The following is a 15,884-nucleotide window of genomic DNA, read 5'->3' on the forward strand; positions in this document are numbered from 1 at the left end:
GCTTATATAGGCGGATCGCAATAAAATCGTAAATATTAAAAGGCAGGCCAAGAGGTTTCCTCTTGTTCCTGCCTTTTTTGTCATACATTTAGGTGGTTGTAATCAGATTATCATCCGTATCTTCCACTACTGAAGCCTCGCCCTGCCACAGTAGCTGCATTTCGGGGCTGGTCGCCAGCAGATCGGATAATGTGCCTTCTGCTTCAATTCGGCCATCTTTCATGACGATGATATGGTCAGCCTGCGCAAGAGCAGCCCTGCGGTGGGACACGGCAATGCAAGTGACATCACTCTCCTTGAAGAGACGTTCCCAGAGCTGTTTCTCCGTCTCAACGTCCAGTGCACTCGATAGGTCGTCGAAGATGAACAGATCCGACTCTGTCATCATCATTCTTGCTGTAGCAGCGCGCTGGATTTGACCACCCGATAGCATGACGCCTCTTGGGCCAACCAAGGTGTCCAGACCTTTCTCCAGATCCTCAATATCCTTTTCCATAACAGCCAAATGGATGGCACTCGCAAGCTTATCTTCACTAGGCGGGCTCCCCTGAATAATATTATCCCGAAGTGAATCACTGAATAGCCTTGGGACTTGGGGCGTATAAGCTGCCCTTGGCGGTACGAGAAATGCAGCCGGTTCTATCTTATTACCGTTCCAGTGAACAGAACCGCCCGTTGCGGGCAGTAATCCAAGCATCGATCGCACCAGCGTAGATTTTCCGGAGCCGATTCGGCCCGTAATGACGACGAATTTTCCTCGTTCTATCGCGAAGCTTACATCTGTAATGCCGTTCTCGGAGTTCGGATAGGAATAGGAAAGTCCTTTGATTTCTAGTGCTTGCAGCTTCTCTTTGGGATCCTTTTCGATGACGGGCGGCTCTGGAGGTTCACCGTAAAGATGGGTTTCACTGAATTCCATAATCCGGTTCTGCTCGCCGGGACGGAAGAGTATGCTCATTCGGTCGAGGGACACCTTTAAACGTTTATGCTGAAACACCATGTATCCGAACAGTGAAATACTGAAGCCAATATTTGATAAATAAGAGGTGAAGAGTGCAAAATCACCAACGGTGAAGCGGCCTGTTTTCATGGCAGAGGCGCACATCAGCAGAATAATCCCTGTACATATACTTAACACATGCTGATTAAGCGAGCGCATCCACTGCTTGAACAGATTATCCTTCAGCGCCGCTTGCCGACGCGATTCGTTCAGCTGTATAAACCGCTGATGGACATGCTCTTCTGCCTGGCCCAGTTTAAGAGCTTGCACAGCTCCAAAGGATTCAGCGATGAAGCTGGTGATTCTTCCCGTCGCTTCACGGTTCTGCTGTCCGTAACGTCTTGCACGATTACCTGAGAGATTGTTAAGCAACGTAACCGCAAGTAGCGGAAGAAGGGCGACAAGAGTAATTTGCCAATTGATTCTGGCCATGATAATAAGAGAGATAATTGCAAAAGCAAGTCGTCCCCAGAAATCAACCCAGGATTCCACGTATTCGACAACCTCATCCACGTCCTCACGGAATCTGCTTACCGCTTCCCCCGGAGATGCAGGGAGGTTGCGGCCAGGCCAACGCATAATACCTTTGAGCATATTCGTACGAAGAATCGCCTGAATGTCGTAAATGTAAGTGACCCATTTAAAGAAGGCCCAGAAAAAGAGACCTACCCGCGCCACTCTGACAAGTGCGATGAAAATCAGCGGGATAGCGAGCCACAAGTAGTTATGCGACTGGCTCGTCGCTCGGTCGAAGAACCACTGCATCCCTAGTCCAAGGAGCAGCGGCAAGGAGTGAAACAGGCCCCACAGCAGGCCGTTAATCATAAATAGAGATATGTTGTAGGTGAAAAGGCGTTTTACAAATTGAGATACGGTCATGCTAAATCCTCCTCTCTGCCTGTAATCAGGAGCTGAGCGTAATGGGAGGAAGGATCTTTAGCCAATACCTCCCTGTCGCCAAATTCAAGAATTTTTCCATCTCCAAGCACCATAATGTGATCTACCTGCTCTAGTGTGGCTAGGCGGTGTGCGATTATAACGCCCGTGCATTTCATCATGAGCTGATCTACGGCCGATTGTAGCATGGCTCGGTAGCTGCATCGAGGCGCGAGGAAGGCTCATCTAAGATAACCAGACTCGGCTCGGTCAGGAATACCCGTGTCAAGGCGAATAGCTGAGCCTCGCCGGCGGACAGCGAAGCACCGCCTGCTTTCAGATGAGTATCCAAACCTTCAGGCAGCGAATCAATCCATTGCTTCAGTCCGAGTCTATCCGTTGTTTCCAGAATATATGCGTCTGAAATGTTGCCGTCAAACAATGTCAGATTATCACGGAGAGAGCCGTCAAATAGCTGCACATCCTGCGTTACCATACCTACTCTGCGGTATAATGCTTCAAGCTTCAGTTCTTGGATATCTGTACCTCCGACTCTGATGACACCGCTATTGATGTTGTATAACCTTAGCAGGACGCGGCTAAGACTGGATTTACCGCTGCCGGTACGGCCGATAATACCCAGTCGTTCACCGGGACATATCGTAAAGGTAATGTCTTGAAGTACTGGCTTATCCGGGTTGTAGCTGAAGTGAACATGGTCAAATTCCAAACCGAGCGCTCCTTCAGGTAGCATCGATTCGCTTCCTTCAATAATTTCGCTGCGGTTTGCCAGCAGCTCTTGGGAGCGCATCATGCCAGATTTGGCTTTTTGGAATTCCTGTACCTGATCACCTAGTTGTTCGATTGGATCGTTCAGCATTTGTGTGTACTGGTAGATGAGGAAGAGTGTGCCCAAAGTGATTTGATTAGCCAAATAATAGTGAACGCCAAGCAGCAGTACGACCGTTACGGCAATAGCGAAGAGGACTACAGTCGTATTCCACGGAATGACTCGCAGCATCCACGCTTTGCGTCCTTTCACAAAGACGGTGCGCATGGCACGGTGGAAACGGTTCATAACATATGGCACATTGCCATTCGCCTGAACATCTTCAATGCCAGCAATACGTTCCTCAATAAAACCGAACAGGGCGGCGCTAGCACCGCGCTCGTCTTTGGACGATTTGACGCCCAAATCGCGGATGAATACCATGGCGCCAATGGAGGCGAGTGTAAATAAGGTCATTACCGTGGCAATCGGCCAGTTAATCGTAAACATGAAGCTAAGGATACCTGCGAGGAGGACAAAGCTTCCGATGACCTTAATGATAAACATGGCGAAAAAGTTCGACATGTTGGTCACGTCACCGTCGATACGCTCGATCATCTCACCGGGCGTTTTCAAATTGTGGAAGCGCATATCCAGACGAAGGCAGTGCTTCAGTAGATCGCCGCGAAGCTGATTGGTGGCACGCCAAGATACGTCATTTCCCAAATAGCTGATAGCCACAGTCAAGATTTGATTGAAAACAGCAAGAACAAGATAGAAGCAGGCAAGCACGAATAGACTGGAAATTATACCGTTATCCGCGGCAGTGTCGATAAAACGCTGGACAATCTGCGGATTCACGAGTTGTGTAGCGGTTGATGCGAGGAGCAGAAGTAACAAAATGAGCAGCCGGCCCTTAACCGGAAGCAGATACCTGAGTAGCCATGACATGGATGGCTTTTTAGTTTGTTGATGCATGTGAAGACCCCCAATTCCAAACCAGACATTATGTATTGTTGAGCTTGATATATCTCGTCTCGCGACCCAGCTGATTCCATTTAATTGACCAGGTGCAAATAATATCCATCATACAATAATATGGAAGTGTTTCAAGATAAAGTTTATCTAAAGAAAAACTTTATCTTGGTACGGACCGTCATCGGAAGGCAATCCGTAACCGCAGCCAGCGCTACATGAAATAGGCTATATCCTTTCTATTCAATTCATATTCAGTTCATAAATTGAAGTTAATCTTTAGTGGTCCCCTTTATTCTGCATGATCGATGGTACACTTGGTATTTTCTTTATTGATTTTGTCCAAGAAAGTAGAACGACGGCGCAGATAGGTTCGATGATAATTAATCTAGCCTCAAATGTTTCTATGCGGCGCAATGATTTCGATTCAGCATTTCGTAGGTATTCTTATGTTTTTGGCGAAAATGATGCCCTTGACATACTGTATCGGCCTAGCATGGGCTGACTTCTATGCGGAAACTCCAATGTGCAGTAAAATCGTAATACACAATCCATTATCTGATTTAATCGTTATGGCGGGATTCTTCTTGGTGTTTCAATTATTGGAGCGCTTATGTTTACGAAGTTGGAGCGGAATCGTTAATTGTAATTAAAATAGATGCAAAAAAGGAGTGTGCCTCATGCCTATTATTCTCATTGTTGATGATGATCCACATATCCGTGAACTGGTACGCCACGTGCTGAAGTCTGAAGGCTTCAGCACGACGGAGGCCTCGAACGGGCACGAAGCACTGCATGTACTGGAGACGGTTAAAGCTGATCTAGTTATACTGGACATCATGATGCCAGGTATGGATGGGTGGGAGCTGTGCCGCGAGTTGTCTGAGCACTATGAGGATCTACCTTTATTGATGTTAACAGCGAAGGGGGAGACCGCACAAAAGGTCAGGGGCTTCGAGCTGGGAACAGATGATTATCTGGTGAAGCCCTTTGATCCACTGGAGCTCGTTGTCCGGGTGAAGGCTCTATTGAAGAGATATCGCATCGCTGCCTCACAAGAAATACAGATTGGAGACCTGCGTCTCAACCGTAAAACGTATGAATGTTATGACGGAAATGAAGCATTAACATTGCCGCTGAAGGAGTTCGAGCTACTTTTCCTCCTAGCGAGTTACCCAGGAAAAACCTTTCCACGCGATCAGCTTATTGAGCTGATCTGGGGCTACGATTATGAAGGTGACGAGCGTACGATTGATGTGCATATTCGGAGGCTGCGAGAGCGATTTGACCCTGAGGAGCATGCCTTTCAGATTCGAACGATTCGAGGTCTGGGATATCGACTTGAGGTGAAATCATGAGGCGTCATTCTTCCAAGTTAAGAGCTATGTTCAGACCCATCATGGGCTCGTTAGCCGTGATGACAGGACTTACCTTATTCTGGGTGGTTGCTTATTACCTGACATCCTGGTTTGGATGGCATCTCCCCCCCTTATTCCAACAGTTACTTAACTCCGTATTTGGATTTATTTTATTTGGAGTAAGTATGGTTATTATTTCTCTATTCGTGAGAAGAAAACAGTTCCTTTTCTACGAATCTATTATTGATGCTTTGCGTAGGATTGCTAAGGGCGATTTCAATGTATCCATTCAAATTCCAGGCAACTTCGATGAAGGACCTATGAACAATCTAATCAGTGGTATTAATGAAATGGCCGCAGATCTGAACAAGCTGGAATCGATGCGCCAAGATTTCATCTCGGATGTGTCACATGAGATTCAGTCTCCCCTCACCTCGATCAGTGGCTTTGCAAGAGTCCTGAAAGAGAAGGGGCTGAGCGCTGAGGAACGGGAGCATTATTTGGATATTATTGAACATGAGAGTGTTCGTCTCTCCCGATTATCCGAGAATATGCTCCGGTTGGCCTCTCTTGATTCAGAGCAGCATCCATTTGATCCCGTGCCAATGCGATTAGATAAGCAGCTTCAGACTTTGATTCTTGCCTGCGAGCCGCAGTGGATAGATAAAGATCTAGAGATGATCGTGGAATTGAAGCAGACGACCATTGAAGCTGATCCGGATTTGCTGAGTCAGGTGTGGGTGAATCTACTTCATAATGCAATTAAATTCACGCCGTTGAAAGGGACTATCAGCGTCCTTCTGGAGGCAGATGAACGGGAAGTGCTTGTGCGAATTGAGGACACGGGCATTGGCATTTCTGCCGAGGAGCAGGAGCATATTTTTGAACGATTCTATAAAGTGGATAAATCAAGAACGAGCTCCAGTGGGGGAAGTGGACTCGGACTCTCGATTATTCATAAAATTGTACAAATGCATCAAGGAAGCGTAAGCGTAACGAGCAACCTTGGAGAGGGCACGGTGATGAATGTGCGCTTACCAAGGGCGGCATCTCTAGTTTCATTGTGATATCTAACCAGTCAAAATGTACACGTGTAATGTAAAAACATTTGCAGCTCATTATTCTGGGATGTACAGACGAAATATTATGTCGTTTGCTACTGGACCTGATCATTCAATTGTAAGAATAAGCTACCGAAGACGGAACGACGAGAGTCACTATAAATGAGTTTAAAAGATGACAGAATCTGTATGGACTTAACATGTATTTGGAATGTAGAAGGATGAGATGGAAGCTAATTGCAGAAGTGCAATGTAGCTTCTTTTCTATTTTGGAAGCGAAATAGGCATACTTTTTACCAGATTATAATAATTATAAATAAGGGTTGATTTTTGATCCCTGCTTGCGATAGAATGAGTACATATCATTACAGATTATAATAATTCTAAATAAATAATGAATATAGAGAGGGGATTTATAAATGACAAGACTTACAACAAATCAAGGGGTTCCCATTGGTGATAATCAGCATTCCAGAACAGCGGGACAGAACGGGCCAACGCTGCTCGAAGACTATCAGTTACTCGAGAAGCTAGCACATTTTGACCGGGAACGGGTGCCAGAGCGGGTTGTGCATGCACGCGGTGCAGGTGCACATGGTGTATTCAAGGTAGCAAACAGTATGAAGCGGTATACGAAAGCAGCTTTTTTACAACAAGAGGGACAGGAAACACCGATCTTTACGCGGTTTTCCACGGTTATTCATGGACAGCATTCCCCAGAAACATTGCGTGATCCACGTGGGTTCTCGGTGAAGTTTTATACGGAAGAGGGCAATTATGACTTTGTCGGAAATAATCTACCGGTATTCTTCATTCGCGATGCGATGAAATTCCCCGACATGGTTCATTCATTGAAGCCAGATCCTAGAACGAACATTCAAGATCCAGATCGTTATTGGGATTTCATGTCATTGACTCCAGAATCCACGAATATGATGATGCACTTATTTACGGATGAAGGCATTCCTGCGAATTACCGCCACATGCGCGGTTCCAGTGTCCATTCATACAAGTGGATTAACCAATATGGAAATACGGTATATGTTAAATTGCGTTGGGTTCCAAAAGAAGGAGTGAAGAATCTATCTGCTGAAGAAGCAGCAGCCGTTCAAGCGATGGATTTCAACCATGCTAGTCGCGATCTATATGATGCGATTGAGCGTGAAGATTATCCAGAGTGGGACCTTTTTGTACAAATTCTTGATCCAGCCGATTTAGATCAGTTTGATTTCTATCCGCTGGACGCTACCAAAGACTGGTTTGAAGAAGATATTCCTTATCAGCTCGTAGGTACGATGACGCTTAACCGTAACCCAGATAATATATTTGCCGAAACGGAATCGGTTGGATTTAATCCAGGTGTTGTTGTACCAGGTATTGAGCCATCCGAGGATAAGCTTCTACAAGGACGGTTGTTCTCGTATTCCGATACACAGCGTCACCGCATTGGACCGAACTATCTTCAACTACCGATTAACTGTCCATTTGCACAAGTAAGCAATAATCAGCGTGATGGAGCGATGCCGTTTAAGCAGCAGACAGACTCTATCAATTATGAACCGAATCGTTATGAACACACACCAAAGCAAGAACCAGCATATGCAGAAGTACCTTTCCACGTACAAAGTGAAGTTGTTCGCGCTAAAATTGAGAAGCCTAATGACTTCGGTCAGGCGGGTGCAGTATATAGGAAGTACTCTCTTGAGGAACAGGATGCTCTCGTGAAGAATTTAACGGCGGACCTCAAGCATGTATCTGAACAGACGGTACTGCTGGTCATTTGCAACTTTTATCGCGCGGATGCAGGTCTTGGCAAACGGCTTGCTGAAAATTTAAATGTAGATTTGACGCCATTTCTATCGCACTTATCATAAATAGAATTAAACAAGCTTGTCCTCATGTAAGAGGGCAGGCTTGTTTGTTGTTTGAATACTGTTCAGAATCTGTTCAGAAGCTTCGCGTATAATGGCGAACGTATTCAGTTTATAGGGGGAAGGATGATTAAAATTGAAGTTATGGATAAGAAAGGGAGGTATATGGGGACTCTGTATACTTCTAATTCTCACAGGGGAGCTAGGTTTCTTGCACAAAGCACAAGCTGGACCTGCGTTGCCTCCTAAATATATTGCATTCGCCTACGATAACTTTGAAGCTGCAAATGCACTCGTTAATAAAGGGTTCTTAGCGCTTAACAAAGATGCTAAGTACGTCAAAGTCGGGAACAAAGATATTCTGAGATTAACGCCTAATGTGAATGATAAGTTAGGAACTGCTTTTCCTAACCAGCGAAGAATTTCGTTGACAGATGACCGTTCTTTTAGCACACATTTTGCTTTTAGGATGAGTGCGGGTTCACAGACGCCAGCGGATGGAATTGTATTCACAGTGCAGACAAAATCTAGTGCGGCTGGTTCTGTAGGTGGGGGAATTGGCTATAATGGCCTTCAACCGAGTATCGGTATTGAATTTGATACATATAAGAACAATGTAGGTTCCGAATCCTACAATGACCCCGGGCTTGTCTACAAAGACGGAAGCAAGAATGACACTGGAAACTTCAGTAATCACGTGGCTCTTGTTACAAATGGAGTCATGAATCATGGAAATCCAGCAAAGAATTTATACAATGTGCCAGTAGGAGCATCTGTAACTAATAATTCTGATGGAATGAGATTTACAGATGGTAGCATGTATTATTCATGGATTGACTATGACGGTAAAACCAAGCATTTACAAGTATATTTAGCTAAAGGTATTCAGGAAGGCGTAGTCCCAGCGGTTCCGGATAAGCGATATTGAGCGTCAATGATCTGGATTTAATGAGCATTCTGAATCAGGACGAGGCTTATGTGGGCTTTACGGCTGCAACAGGGGGTCAGAATCAGAATCATGATATTAGTTCATGGTATTTCAATAATGATTCAGGACTTATTGATCCTACGAAGAACACTTATTCTACGTCGCCCTTGAAAGTTGAATTAGAGGTAGAAGCAGGAACCGGCCCTAAACGATCAGTACATGCTACAGTAAAGGATATAGAGGGAAAGACAATTCCAAACTATCCTGTGACATTCTCCTTATTCAAAATTGGTGATTATCTGTTACCTGTAGGAACTACGAAGGACCCTAACGATCCTCGCATTCTAATAGATGACAGTGATCCTCAAAACAAGAAGAAGCTTCGTAAGAACACGGTCGAACTGGGAGCTGCCTTAAACGGTGAGCAAAAAGTATACGAAAGTGATCAAACAACGCTACATGAACGGTTTGTCACGATTGCAACAGATAAGAATGGTATAGCGACGACTGAATTATACAGTACACAAGTTGAAGGTTTTGATACCAATGTTAAAGCTGTTGTGGGTGGCACCTATAATGGTGATCAGTACGGCGGTGGAGCTTTCGATGAGAAAGCTGTAACTTTTGGTGACGATAATGCTGCTCCTTTGCTACAAGATGCTGTTGTTGATAGCAAGGATCGTACGCATGTGCTGGTTACGTTTGATGAACCCGTGCGCTATACCCAGAAGAATCCAAGTGGGTTTACAGTCATTATAGATAATGAGCCTACTCCGGCTGAGATCATTGGTGGTAGTGGGACACCACTCGATCCACTTATCCTAAGGGTGGATGCATCCATTCCTGAAGGAGTGGAAGTGAAGATAAATTATGACGAGAATGATGGAGATATCAAGGATTTACCCGGAAATATCTTATCCTCTATTACGACGGAACCAGCGGACAATCCTTTTGATCCTGTAAGTGCTGCTGTAAGTGGCAAGCGTAATCAGATTGAATTAACCTTGGCCGATGATATATCGCTTAAGGGAAATGCTACTGGAGCATTTGAAGTGAAGATTGGTACAGGGACAAATGCAATTACATTGCCCGTTACTAATCTAAGCCTCAAACAGGGGGATGCACACACACTTGTTCTGACCGTGAATACGAACACGTTACCTCAGAAACAAATTCCACCTGGAGCAGTGGTCACTTTAAACTATCAGCCAACAGCTGACCAGCGGAAAAATATTACAGATAGTAGCTTGAATAATAGTTTGAAATCGCTCGATCATTTTCCTGTAACGAATCAGGATAATCAACCTCCTGAGGCAAAAGATGGACAGGCCGTTGTAACGACTGGGCAGCCATTTGAAGGTCAACTAGTAGGAACTGATGTGGATGCAGGTGACATTCTGACATATAAGGTTCTCAATCATCCTACTCATGGTACGGTTGTGGTAGAGACAGACGGTAAATATAAATACACGCCGACTGCAAATTTTACAGGACTGGATCGTTTCGATTTTATTGTGAATGATGGTACCGTTGATTCAGCACCAGCAACAATCATCCTTACGATTAATCAGATTCCTGTTGCTCAAGATACTCAGGCAGCTGTGCAGCCTGATGGTAAGCTGTCAGGTCATCTGACAGCCAAAGATTCTGATCCAGGGGATCGACTCACCTATGTTATTGATAAGCAGCCTGAGCATGGTACGGTTACGATAGAGTCAGATGGGACGTACACATACATCCCTGAGGCAGGATATACAGGTCCAGATAGCTTTACGTTCACGGTAAGCGACGGAAAGTCCGTTTCAGCTCCAGCAACTGTAAACTTGTCGATAAATGAGATGGAATACTCTATTGAACTTACTGCATCTCCTTTAAGCATTGCAGCGAATGGAATATCTCAATCGCAGCTGCTTGCCCAAGTGAAAGACAAGAATGGTGATGCGGTGCAGAACGTGATGGTAGATTTCAATGCCTCACCATATGGACAATTTGTTGATGAGAATGGAAACTTGGCGGTGCCGTCCGTTGTTACTGATGTCAATGGACAAGCATCAATTCGCTATCAGAGCGAGAAAGTCAGTAGTGTTAGCTCTATTCATATTGAAATTAGTGCAACTGTAAATGAACCTTCCAAAGGAATAACCGGTTATGCAGGTATTGTTCTTTGGTTGGAGCCAGCGGTCGTCTCTGGCGTGATCACGAATACCGATCCGGTTAAGGGGATTGTTCCTGTCGGAGGGGCTCTAGTTACGATACGTGATGAAAGTGGTGTTGCATTAGGAAGTGCGCTAACAGCCTCGGATGGAAGCTATTCAATACCTATTGTCAATGGTAATCAGGATTACTGGGTCGAGACCGAAAGAATGATAGGTTCCGGTAGTCAGGCGCAAAAGATTATATATAAACAAAAGGTAACCGTAGGGGAAGAAATTACAGGTGAGGGACAAGTTTTCCCATCGAATCAGACCCTAACCGGAGTTATTGGAAGCAGGGGGACAAATGGTTCTCTTCAACCGATTCAGTTTGATAAGATCGGTAGCTCTATAGATAAACCTGATGCTGACCCAGCGTTTAAGGCATATCTTCTTAAAGAAGATGGAACCTACACGAATGCTGATGGCTACGAGCTTAGCGATAGCGGAGTCTTTGTTGCAGATGGCTTGCCTGCTGATCCTACACAAGTCTATGAGCTGGAAATTCGTTATGAATACAACCAGATCAATTCGGATGGTCAGTCTGTTCGTCAATCCATTGTGATTAACCAAAGAAAAGATGGATCTTATCCAAAGCTTAGAGTTGGAAGCAAGGGAGAAATGAACATCAATGAGGAACTCATTGATCCTTTTGGAGTGGTGACAGATGTGAAGACAGGTCTTCCTATTCCAGATACTGAGGTTACATTAATCTATTCAGATACTCCGCGGAATCGCGCTGCTGGAATCATTCCAGGATCAAAGGTTCATTTACCATCTTTGCCAGGCTTTGTACCAAGTGACAATGCCAATGAGCAACGCACAGATGGCGGAGGTAATTATGCATTTATGGTCTTTGCGGATACCGATTATATCGTGACGGCAACACACTCCGGTTATTCGGCATATCGAAGTGCTAATATTGAGGTCAACCGAGCTATAGTTCATTGGGATTTTAGTATGGAGCCATTGCCTACCGGCAGCGGTTCAGATCTCACAGATCATACTAGCAATTCAAATAACTCAAATAACGCAGGAATTTCTACTAATCCCCCTGCGCCTACAACACCTAAACCTGAGAACGTTGGTCAGGCAAATGTGAAAATAAATATGTCTATTGATCATCCTCTATATGAGGAGAACAGTACAGCCTCCATTCGCCTTAATTATAGTAATGAATCGAAGCAGCTGTTGAAGTCTGGAACGATCACAATGACACTTCCAGAAGGAGCTGTAATTGTGGATGCAGCAGGTGGAAAAGTCAACGGACAACTAGTAGTTTGGTCGCTTACAGATCTAAATGCGGGAAGTAAAGGGACTATTAACATTCGTATTCAATTCCCGAAAATAAATACAAATGAGAAGATCAATGAAGTGAAGGCCGTATTCTCTGCGGGTACAGGAGAAGTCCTACATCCCGCCAATGGAACTGCCAGCCTTAAATTGCTCGTATTCTCGAACCGATTTGGTGTGGTTAGTCACGACCGTTACATTCTTGGATATCCGAGTGGAAAGTTTAATCCACAGGGTTCTCTGACACGCGCGGAACTGGCAGCGATAACCGCTCGTTTATTAGATGATGGTAAGACTGATAAACACGCAACGTTTGCAGATGTTTCCCAAAACCATTGGGCTTCGGGGTACATTAGCATTGCTACAGAAAATGGAATATTTACAGGTTATGCAGATGGATCATTCCATCCTGATCAAGCAGTAACAAGAGAAGAGCTGGCTGCCGTTATGGTTCGGTTCCTGAAGCTTGAATCACCAGAATCCATTGAAAGTCACTTTACTGATATGTCAGGACGTTGGTCTAGTGCAGCCGTTGAAACGTTATTACGCAACGCTATGTTGCAAGGTTATAAAGACGGTGCATTCCGACCACTAAATGCGATTACTCGATTGGAGGCTGTGACATTAATCAATCATGCGCTGTTCCGTGGACCTCTTCAGGAAGCACCGCAATCTTTCCCTGATATTCCATCCTCACATTGGGGATTTGGGCAGGTGGAAGAAGCGACATTGTCACATGATGCTAACCGAAATTCAGATGGTAGTGAGAAATTCATCAAGCAGCATCAAGATCAAGTGAACTAACGCTGAAATTAATATCATTTATACAACAAAGGACACCCTTCCGTGGTGTCCTTTGTTGCATTTTGCTATTGGTTTATCCGGTCTGTACCTGCAGAATGGATTCTAAATAGAGCTTATTTGCAAGGATGGCCTTATCCTCCGGTCTATATTTTCTAGCCAGCTCGTTGTGCTGGTAGGCCAATTCATGCTCGCCCAGACGATCATAACAGACGCATAACTGCAAATGAGGTAACCAAGTTGAGCAGCTATTATTGCGTATAGCCCAGTGATCAGCAGGAGGAGCCATTTGAACGGCTTGTAGATACCAATACAAGGAAGTTCGAGGGTCGTTTTTTTCTAAAAAGTGAAATCCGAGTCGGCAGCAAAACTCTGGACGAGGACTGGCATATTCGAAGGATTTTAAAGTGAACTGCATTTCCTTATCTGGTTCACCCAAGGCATGATAGCAATCGGCCACTTTGCCACAGGCGGCGATATTATCCTCCACCCATCCGAGCCCTTGATCAAGAAACTTTCGATAATATAAGACTGCCATCTCATGCATATGGTGATCAAGCAGCTCATTTGCAAAATAATAGGTATCTCGCGGAGAAAAGGGTTCTTGTCGTGACCATTTTTTTAAATAGAGATGTAAATTACGGTCACTATCTCGTTCATCTCCACAATGTGTTACCGATATATCACTATCATGAATCTGCCCACTGACCTCAAGATACTCATGAACTTGACCAATCCAGCGAAATTGATTACTTCGCTTGACGAGGCGATTACGTCTTAGACTGGAAATCGTATTGCCATACTCATCAAAGGCCAAATTGTAATTCATTGTGACGGAATCAATCATGGGGTTGAGGGTTTCTTTTAATGTAATTAATTTGGCAAGATCTTCTTCCTTCAATACGTCGTCGGCATCCAGCCACAAAATATATTCTTGATCTGCAAGACTGAACGCATAATTTCGGGCAGCTGAAAAATCATCAATCCATTGAAATGTATGGATATTTGCTTTGAAAGGTTGCGCGGTACTAATCGTATTATCGGTTGATCCGGTATCCACAATGATGATCTGATCCACTGCCGAAGCAACGGAGGCAAGGCAACGGGGCAGCGCAGTCTCTTCATTTTTGACAATCATACACAGGCTGATCGTAATCATAACGTTTACCCTCCGGAAGTACGAACTGGATAAGCTCTCCAATAAAAATATTGGCGATTTTAAAAAGACAACGTAAGTGGTACAAATACTCTGAATACACATTTATATAGTTGAAGGTTTTTCATCAAAATATATTCTTCGTATTCTGTGATTATTCAACTTAAAACTGAAGGAGGTACTATATGAGTGATAGGGATGATCGTGTAGGTATTATTTTTATTTCTGATGAACAAAGCAAAGAACTTATTGAATTACTCAGATTGCTGTTACAAACCATTCCACCGGCTTTGACCAATCAGAGTCAATCAAGTATTGCGGAGTTAAGAGGAGTGCTCCATAATTTATTGAATTTTGTGAATCGTTCTGAATTTCCAATTGTAGATAAAGCGGTTTTGCAATCTTCACTGGAGTTAACGATTACGAATTCTGAAGCCACGGTTCCATCGGGAGTAGGACTAATCACCAATTTGGGTCAGTTGTTGGATAGTCTTTTGGCTACTGTGCTATTACTTAAAATTACAAGAAATATTAAAGACGAAATGGTAGAGCTTATCCGCGAAATTGAACGAAAACTCTCATTTATTTTGCCTACGGTTGCACTTAACTCTCTGGGAAATGGAGGGGCTACAGGTTCAGCAGGACCCGTGGGTCCAGCCGGCCCCGCTGGCGCAGCTGGTCAAGCGGGTGTTCCAGGTTCTATAGGGGCAACAGGAGCTACAGGAGCTACAGGGGCTACAGGTGTAGGACTGTTGGGAGCAAGAGCATTTGATCCAGCACAAAGCCCATTTTATGAGGCAGGAACCATAGTAACATTTGATGGAAGCACGTATATAGCAGATGTCTCTTCACCTACAGGAACGCCAGGGACTTCCGCAGATTATACGTTACTAGCTGAATCAGGCGCGACGGGAGCTACAGGTGTAGGACTGCTGGGAGTCAGAGCCTTTGACCCAGCGCAAAGCCCATTTTATGAGGCAGGAAACATAGTAACATTTAATGGTAGCACGTATATAGCAGATGTCTCTTCACCTACAGGAACGCCAGGGACTTCCGCAGATTATACGTTATTAGCTGGATCAGGCGCGACGGGAGCAACAGGATCTGGAGCAACAGGAGCTGTTGGAGCGACAGGAGCAACAGGTGTTGGATTGTTGGGAGTAACAGTCTTTGACCCTGCTCTAAGTCCATTTTATGTGGCGGGAACAGTTGTAACCAATGGAGGTAGCACCTTTATAAGTAATGTTAATTCTCCAGTTGGAACACCAGGAACATCAACAGATTACACCCTATTGGCAGGTGCAGGGGTAACTGGGGCTCAGGGAGCTACCGGAACGGTTGGGGCTACTGGGGCAGCTGGAGTGACTGGTGCGAATGGAGCTACGGGTGCGACCGGGCCAGGAGTTGGTTCAACGGGAAGCACGGGAGTAACTGGGGATGCCGGAGCCACTGGAGTAACAGGGGCTACGGGTTTGACTGGAGCTACAGGTGCCAACGGGTTAACTGGAGCAACAGGTGCTAACGGGGTAACAGGCGCAACTGGTTTAGCTGGGATTACAGGAGCCACAGGAATCATAGGTGCGACAGGAGCCACGGGAGTAACT

The 15,884-nt window shown here is 44.9% G+C and carries 10 protein-coding genes; 6 read left to right on the forward strand and 4 right to left on the reverse strand.

The window, feature by feature from the left end; translation table 11 throughout:
- Window positions 1-88 precede the first annotated feature (88 nt).
- Genes JCM16418_RS21435 through JCM16418_RS21440 form a run of 3 tightly spaced genes read right to left on the reverse strand, consistent with a single transcriptional unit; the run spans window position 89 to window position 3,623 of the window.
- Entirely contained in the window at window positions 89-1,879 is a 1,791-nt protein-coding gene (locus tag JCM16418_RS21435; protein ID WP_036653073.1) for an ABC transporter ATP-binding protein, read from the reverse strand.
- Complete coding sequence (locus JCM16418_RS26125) at window positions 1,876-2,085, reverse strand: hypothetical protein (RefSeq protein ID WP_242403938.1); 210 nt, start codon at window positions 2,083-2,085, stop codon at window positions 1,876-1,878. The genes JCM16418_RS21435 and JCM16418_RS26125 overlap by 4 nt, the downstream gene beginning before the upstream one ends.
- The gene (locus JCM16418_RS21440; RefSeq protein WP_306304816.1) at window positions 2,067-3,623 is read right to left on the reverse strand and encodes an ABC transporter ATP-binding protein; all 1,557 of its coding nucleotides are present in this window, start codon (window positions 3,621-3,623) and stop codon (window positions 2,067-2,069) included. Before JCM16418_RS21440 ends, JCM16418_RS26125 begins: the two co-directional genes overlap by 19 nt.
- Before the next feature lie 677 nt (window positions 3,624-4,300).
- On the opposite strand from JCM16418_RS21440, the gene JCM16418_RS21445 reads away from it, so the two are divergent.
- From JCM16418_RS21445 to JCM16418_RS21465, 5 genes are all read left to right on the forward strand, one after another.
- Complete coding sequence (locus JCM16418_RS21445; RefSeq protein WP_036653075.1) at window positions 4,301-4,978, forward strand: response regulator transcription factor; 678 nt, start codon at window positions 4,301-4,303, stop codon at window positions 4,976-4,978.
- Complete coding sequence (locus JCM16418_RS21450) at window positions 4,975-6,045, forward strand: sensor histidine kinase (RefSeq protein WP_036653078.1); 1,071 nt, start codon at window positions 4,975-4,977, stop codon at window positions 6,043-6,045. The genes JCM16418_RS21445 and JCM16418_RS21450 overlap by 4 nt, the downstream gene beginning before the upstream one ends.
- Before the next feature lie 413 nt (window positions 6,046-6,458).
- Entirely contained in the window at window positions 6,459-7,913 is a 1,455-nt protein-coding gene (locus JCM16418_RS21455) for a catalase (RefSeq protein WP_036653080.1), read from the forward strand.
- Window positions 7,914-8,121: 208 nt separating this feature from the next.
- Window positions 8,122-8,838, forward strand: a complete 717-nt coding sequence (locus JCM16418_RS26470) for an L-type lectin-domain containing protein (RefSeq protein ID WP_036653083.1) — start codon at window positions 8,122-8,124, stop codon at window positions 8,836-8,838.
- Entirely contained in the window at window positions 8,835-13,127 is a 4,293-nt protein-coding gene (locus JCM16418_RS21465) for an Ig-like domain-containing protein (protein WP_036653085.1), read from the forward strand. The genes JCM16418_RS26470 and JCM16418_RS21465 overlap by 4 nt, the downstream gene beginning before the upstream one ends.
- A gap of 73 nt (window positions 13,128-13,200) precedes the next feature.
- Here the strand turns inward: JCM16418_RS21465 and JCM16418_RS21470 are convergent, their stop codons facing one another.
- Window positions 13,201-14,283, reverse strand: a complete 1,083-nt coding sequence (locus JCM16418_RS21470) for a glycosyltransferase family 2 protein (RefSeq protein ID WP_036653087.1) — start codon at window positions 14,281-14,283, stop codon at window positions 13,201-13,203.
- A gap of 182 nt (window positions 14,284-14,465) precedes the next feature.
- Here JCM16418_RS21470 and JCM16418_RS23995 point away from each other — a divergent pair.
- The coding region (locus tag JCM16418_RS23995) for a collagen-like repeat preface domain-containing protein (protein WP_148298882.1) at window positions 14,466-15,884 on the forward strand (1,419 nt) is incomplete at its 3' end.

The organism is Paenibacillus pini JCM 16418, assembly GCF_000576305.1.
Taxonomy (GTDB): Bacteria; Bacillota; Bacilli; order Paenibacillales; family Paenibacillaceae; genus Paenibacillus_AQ; species Paenibacillus_AQ pini.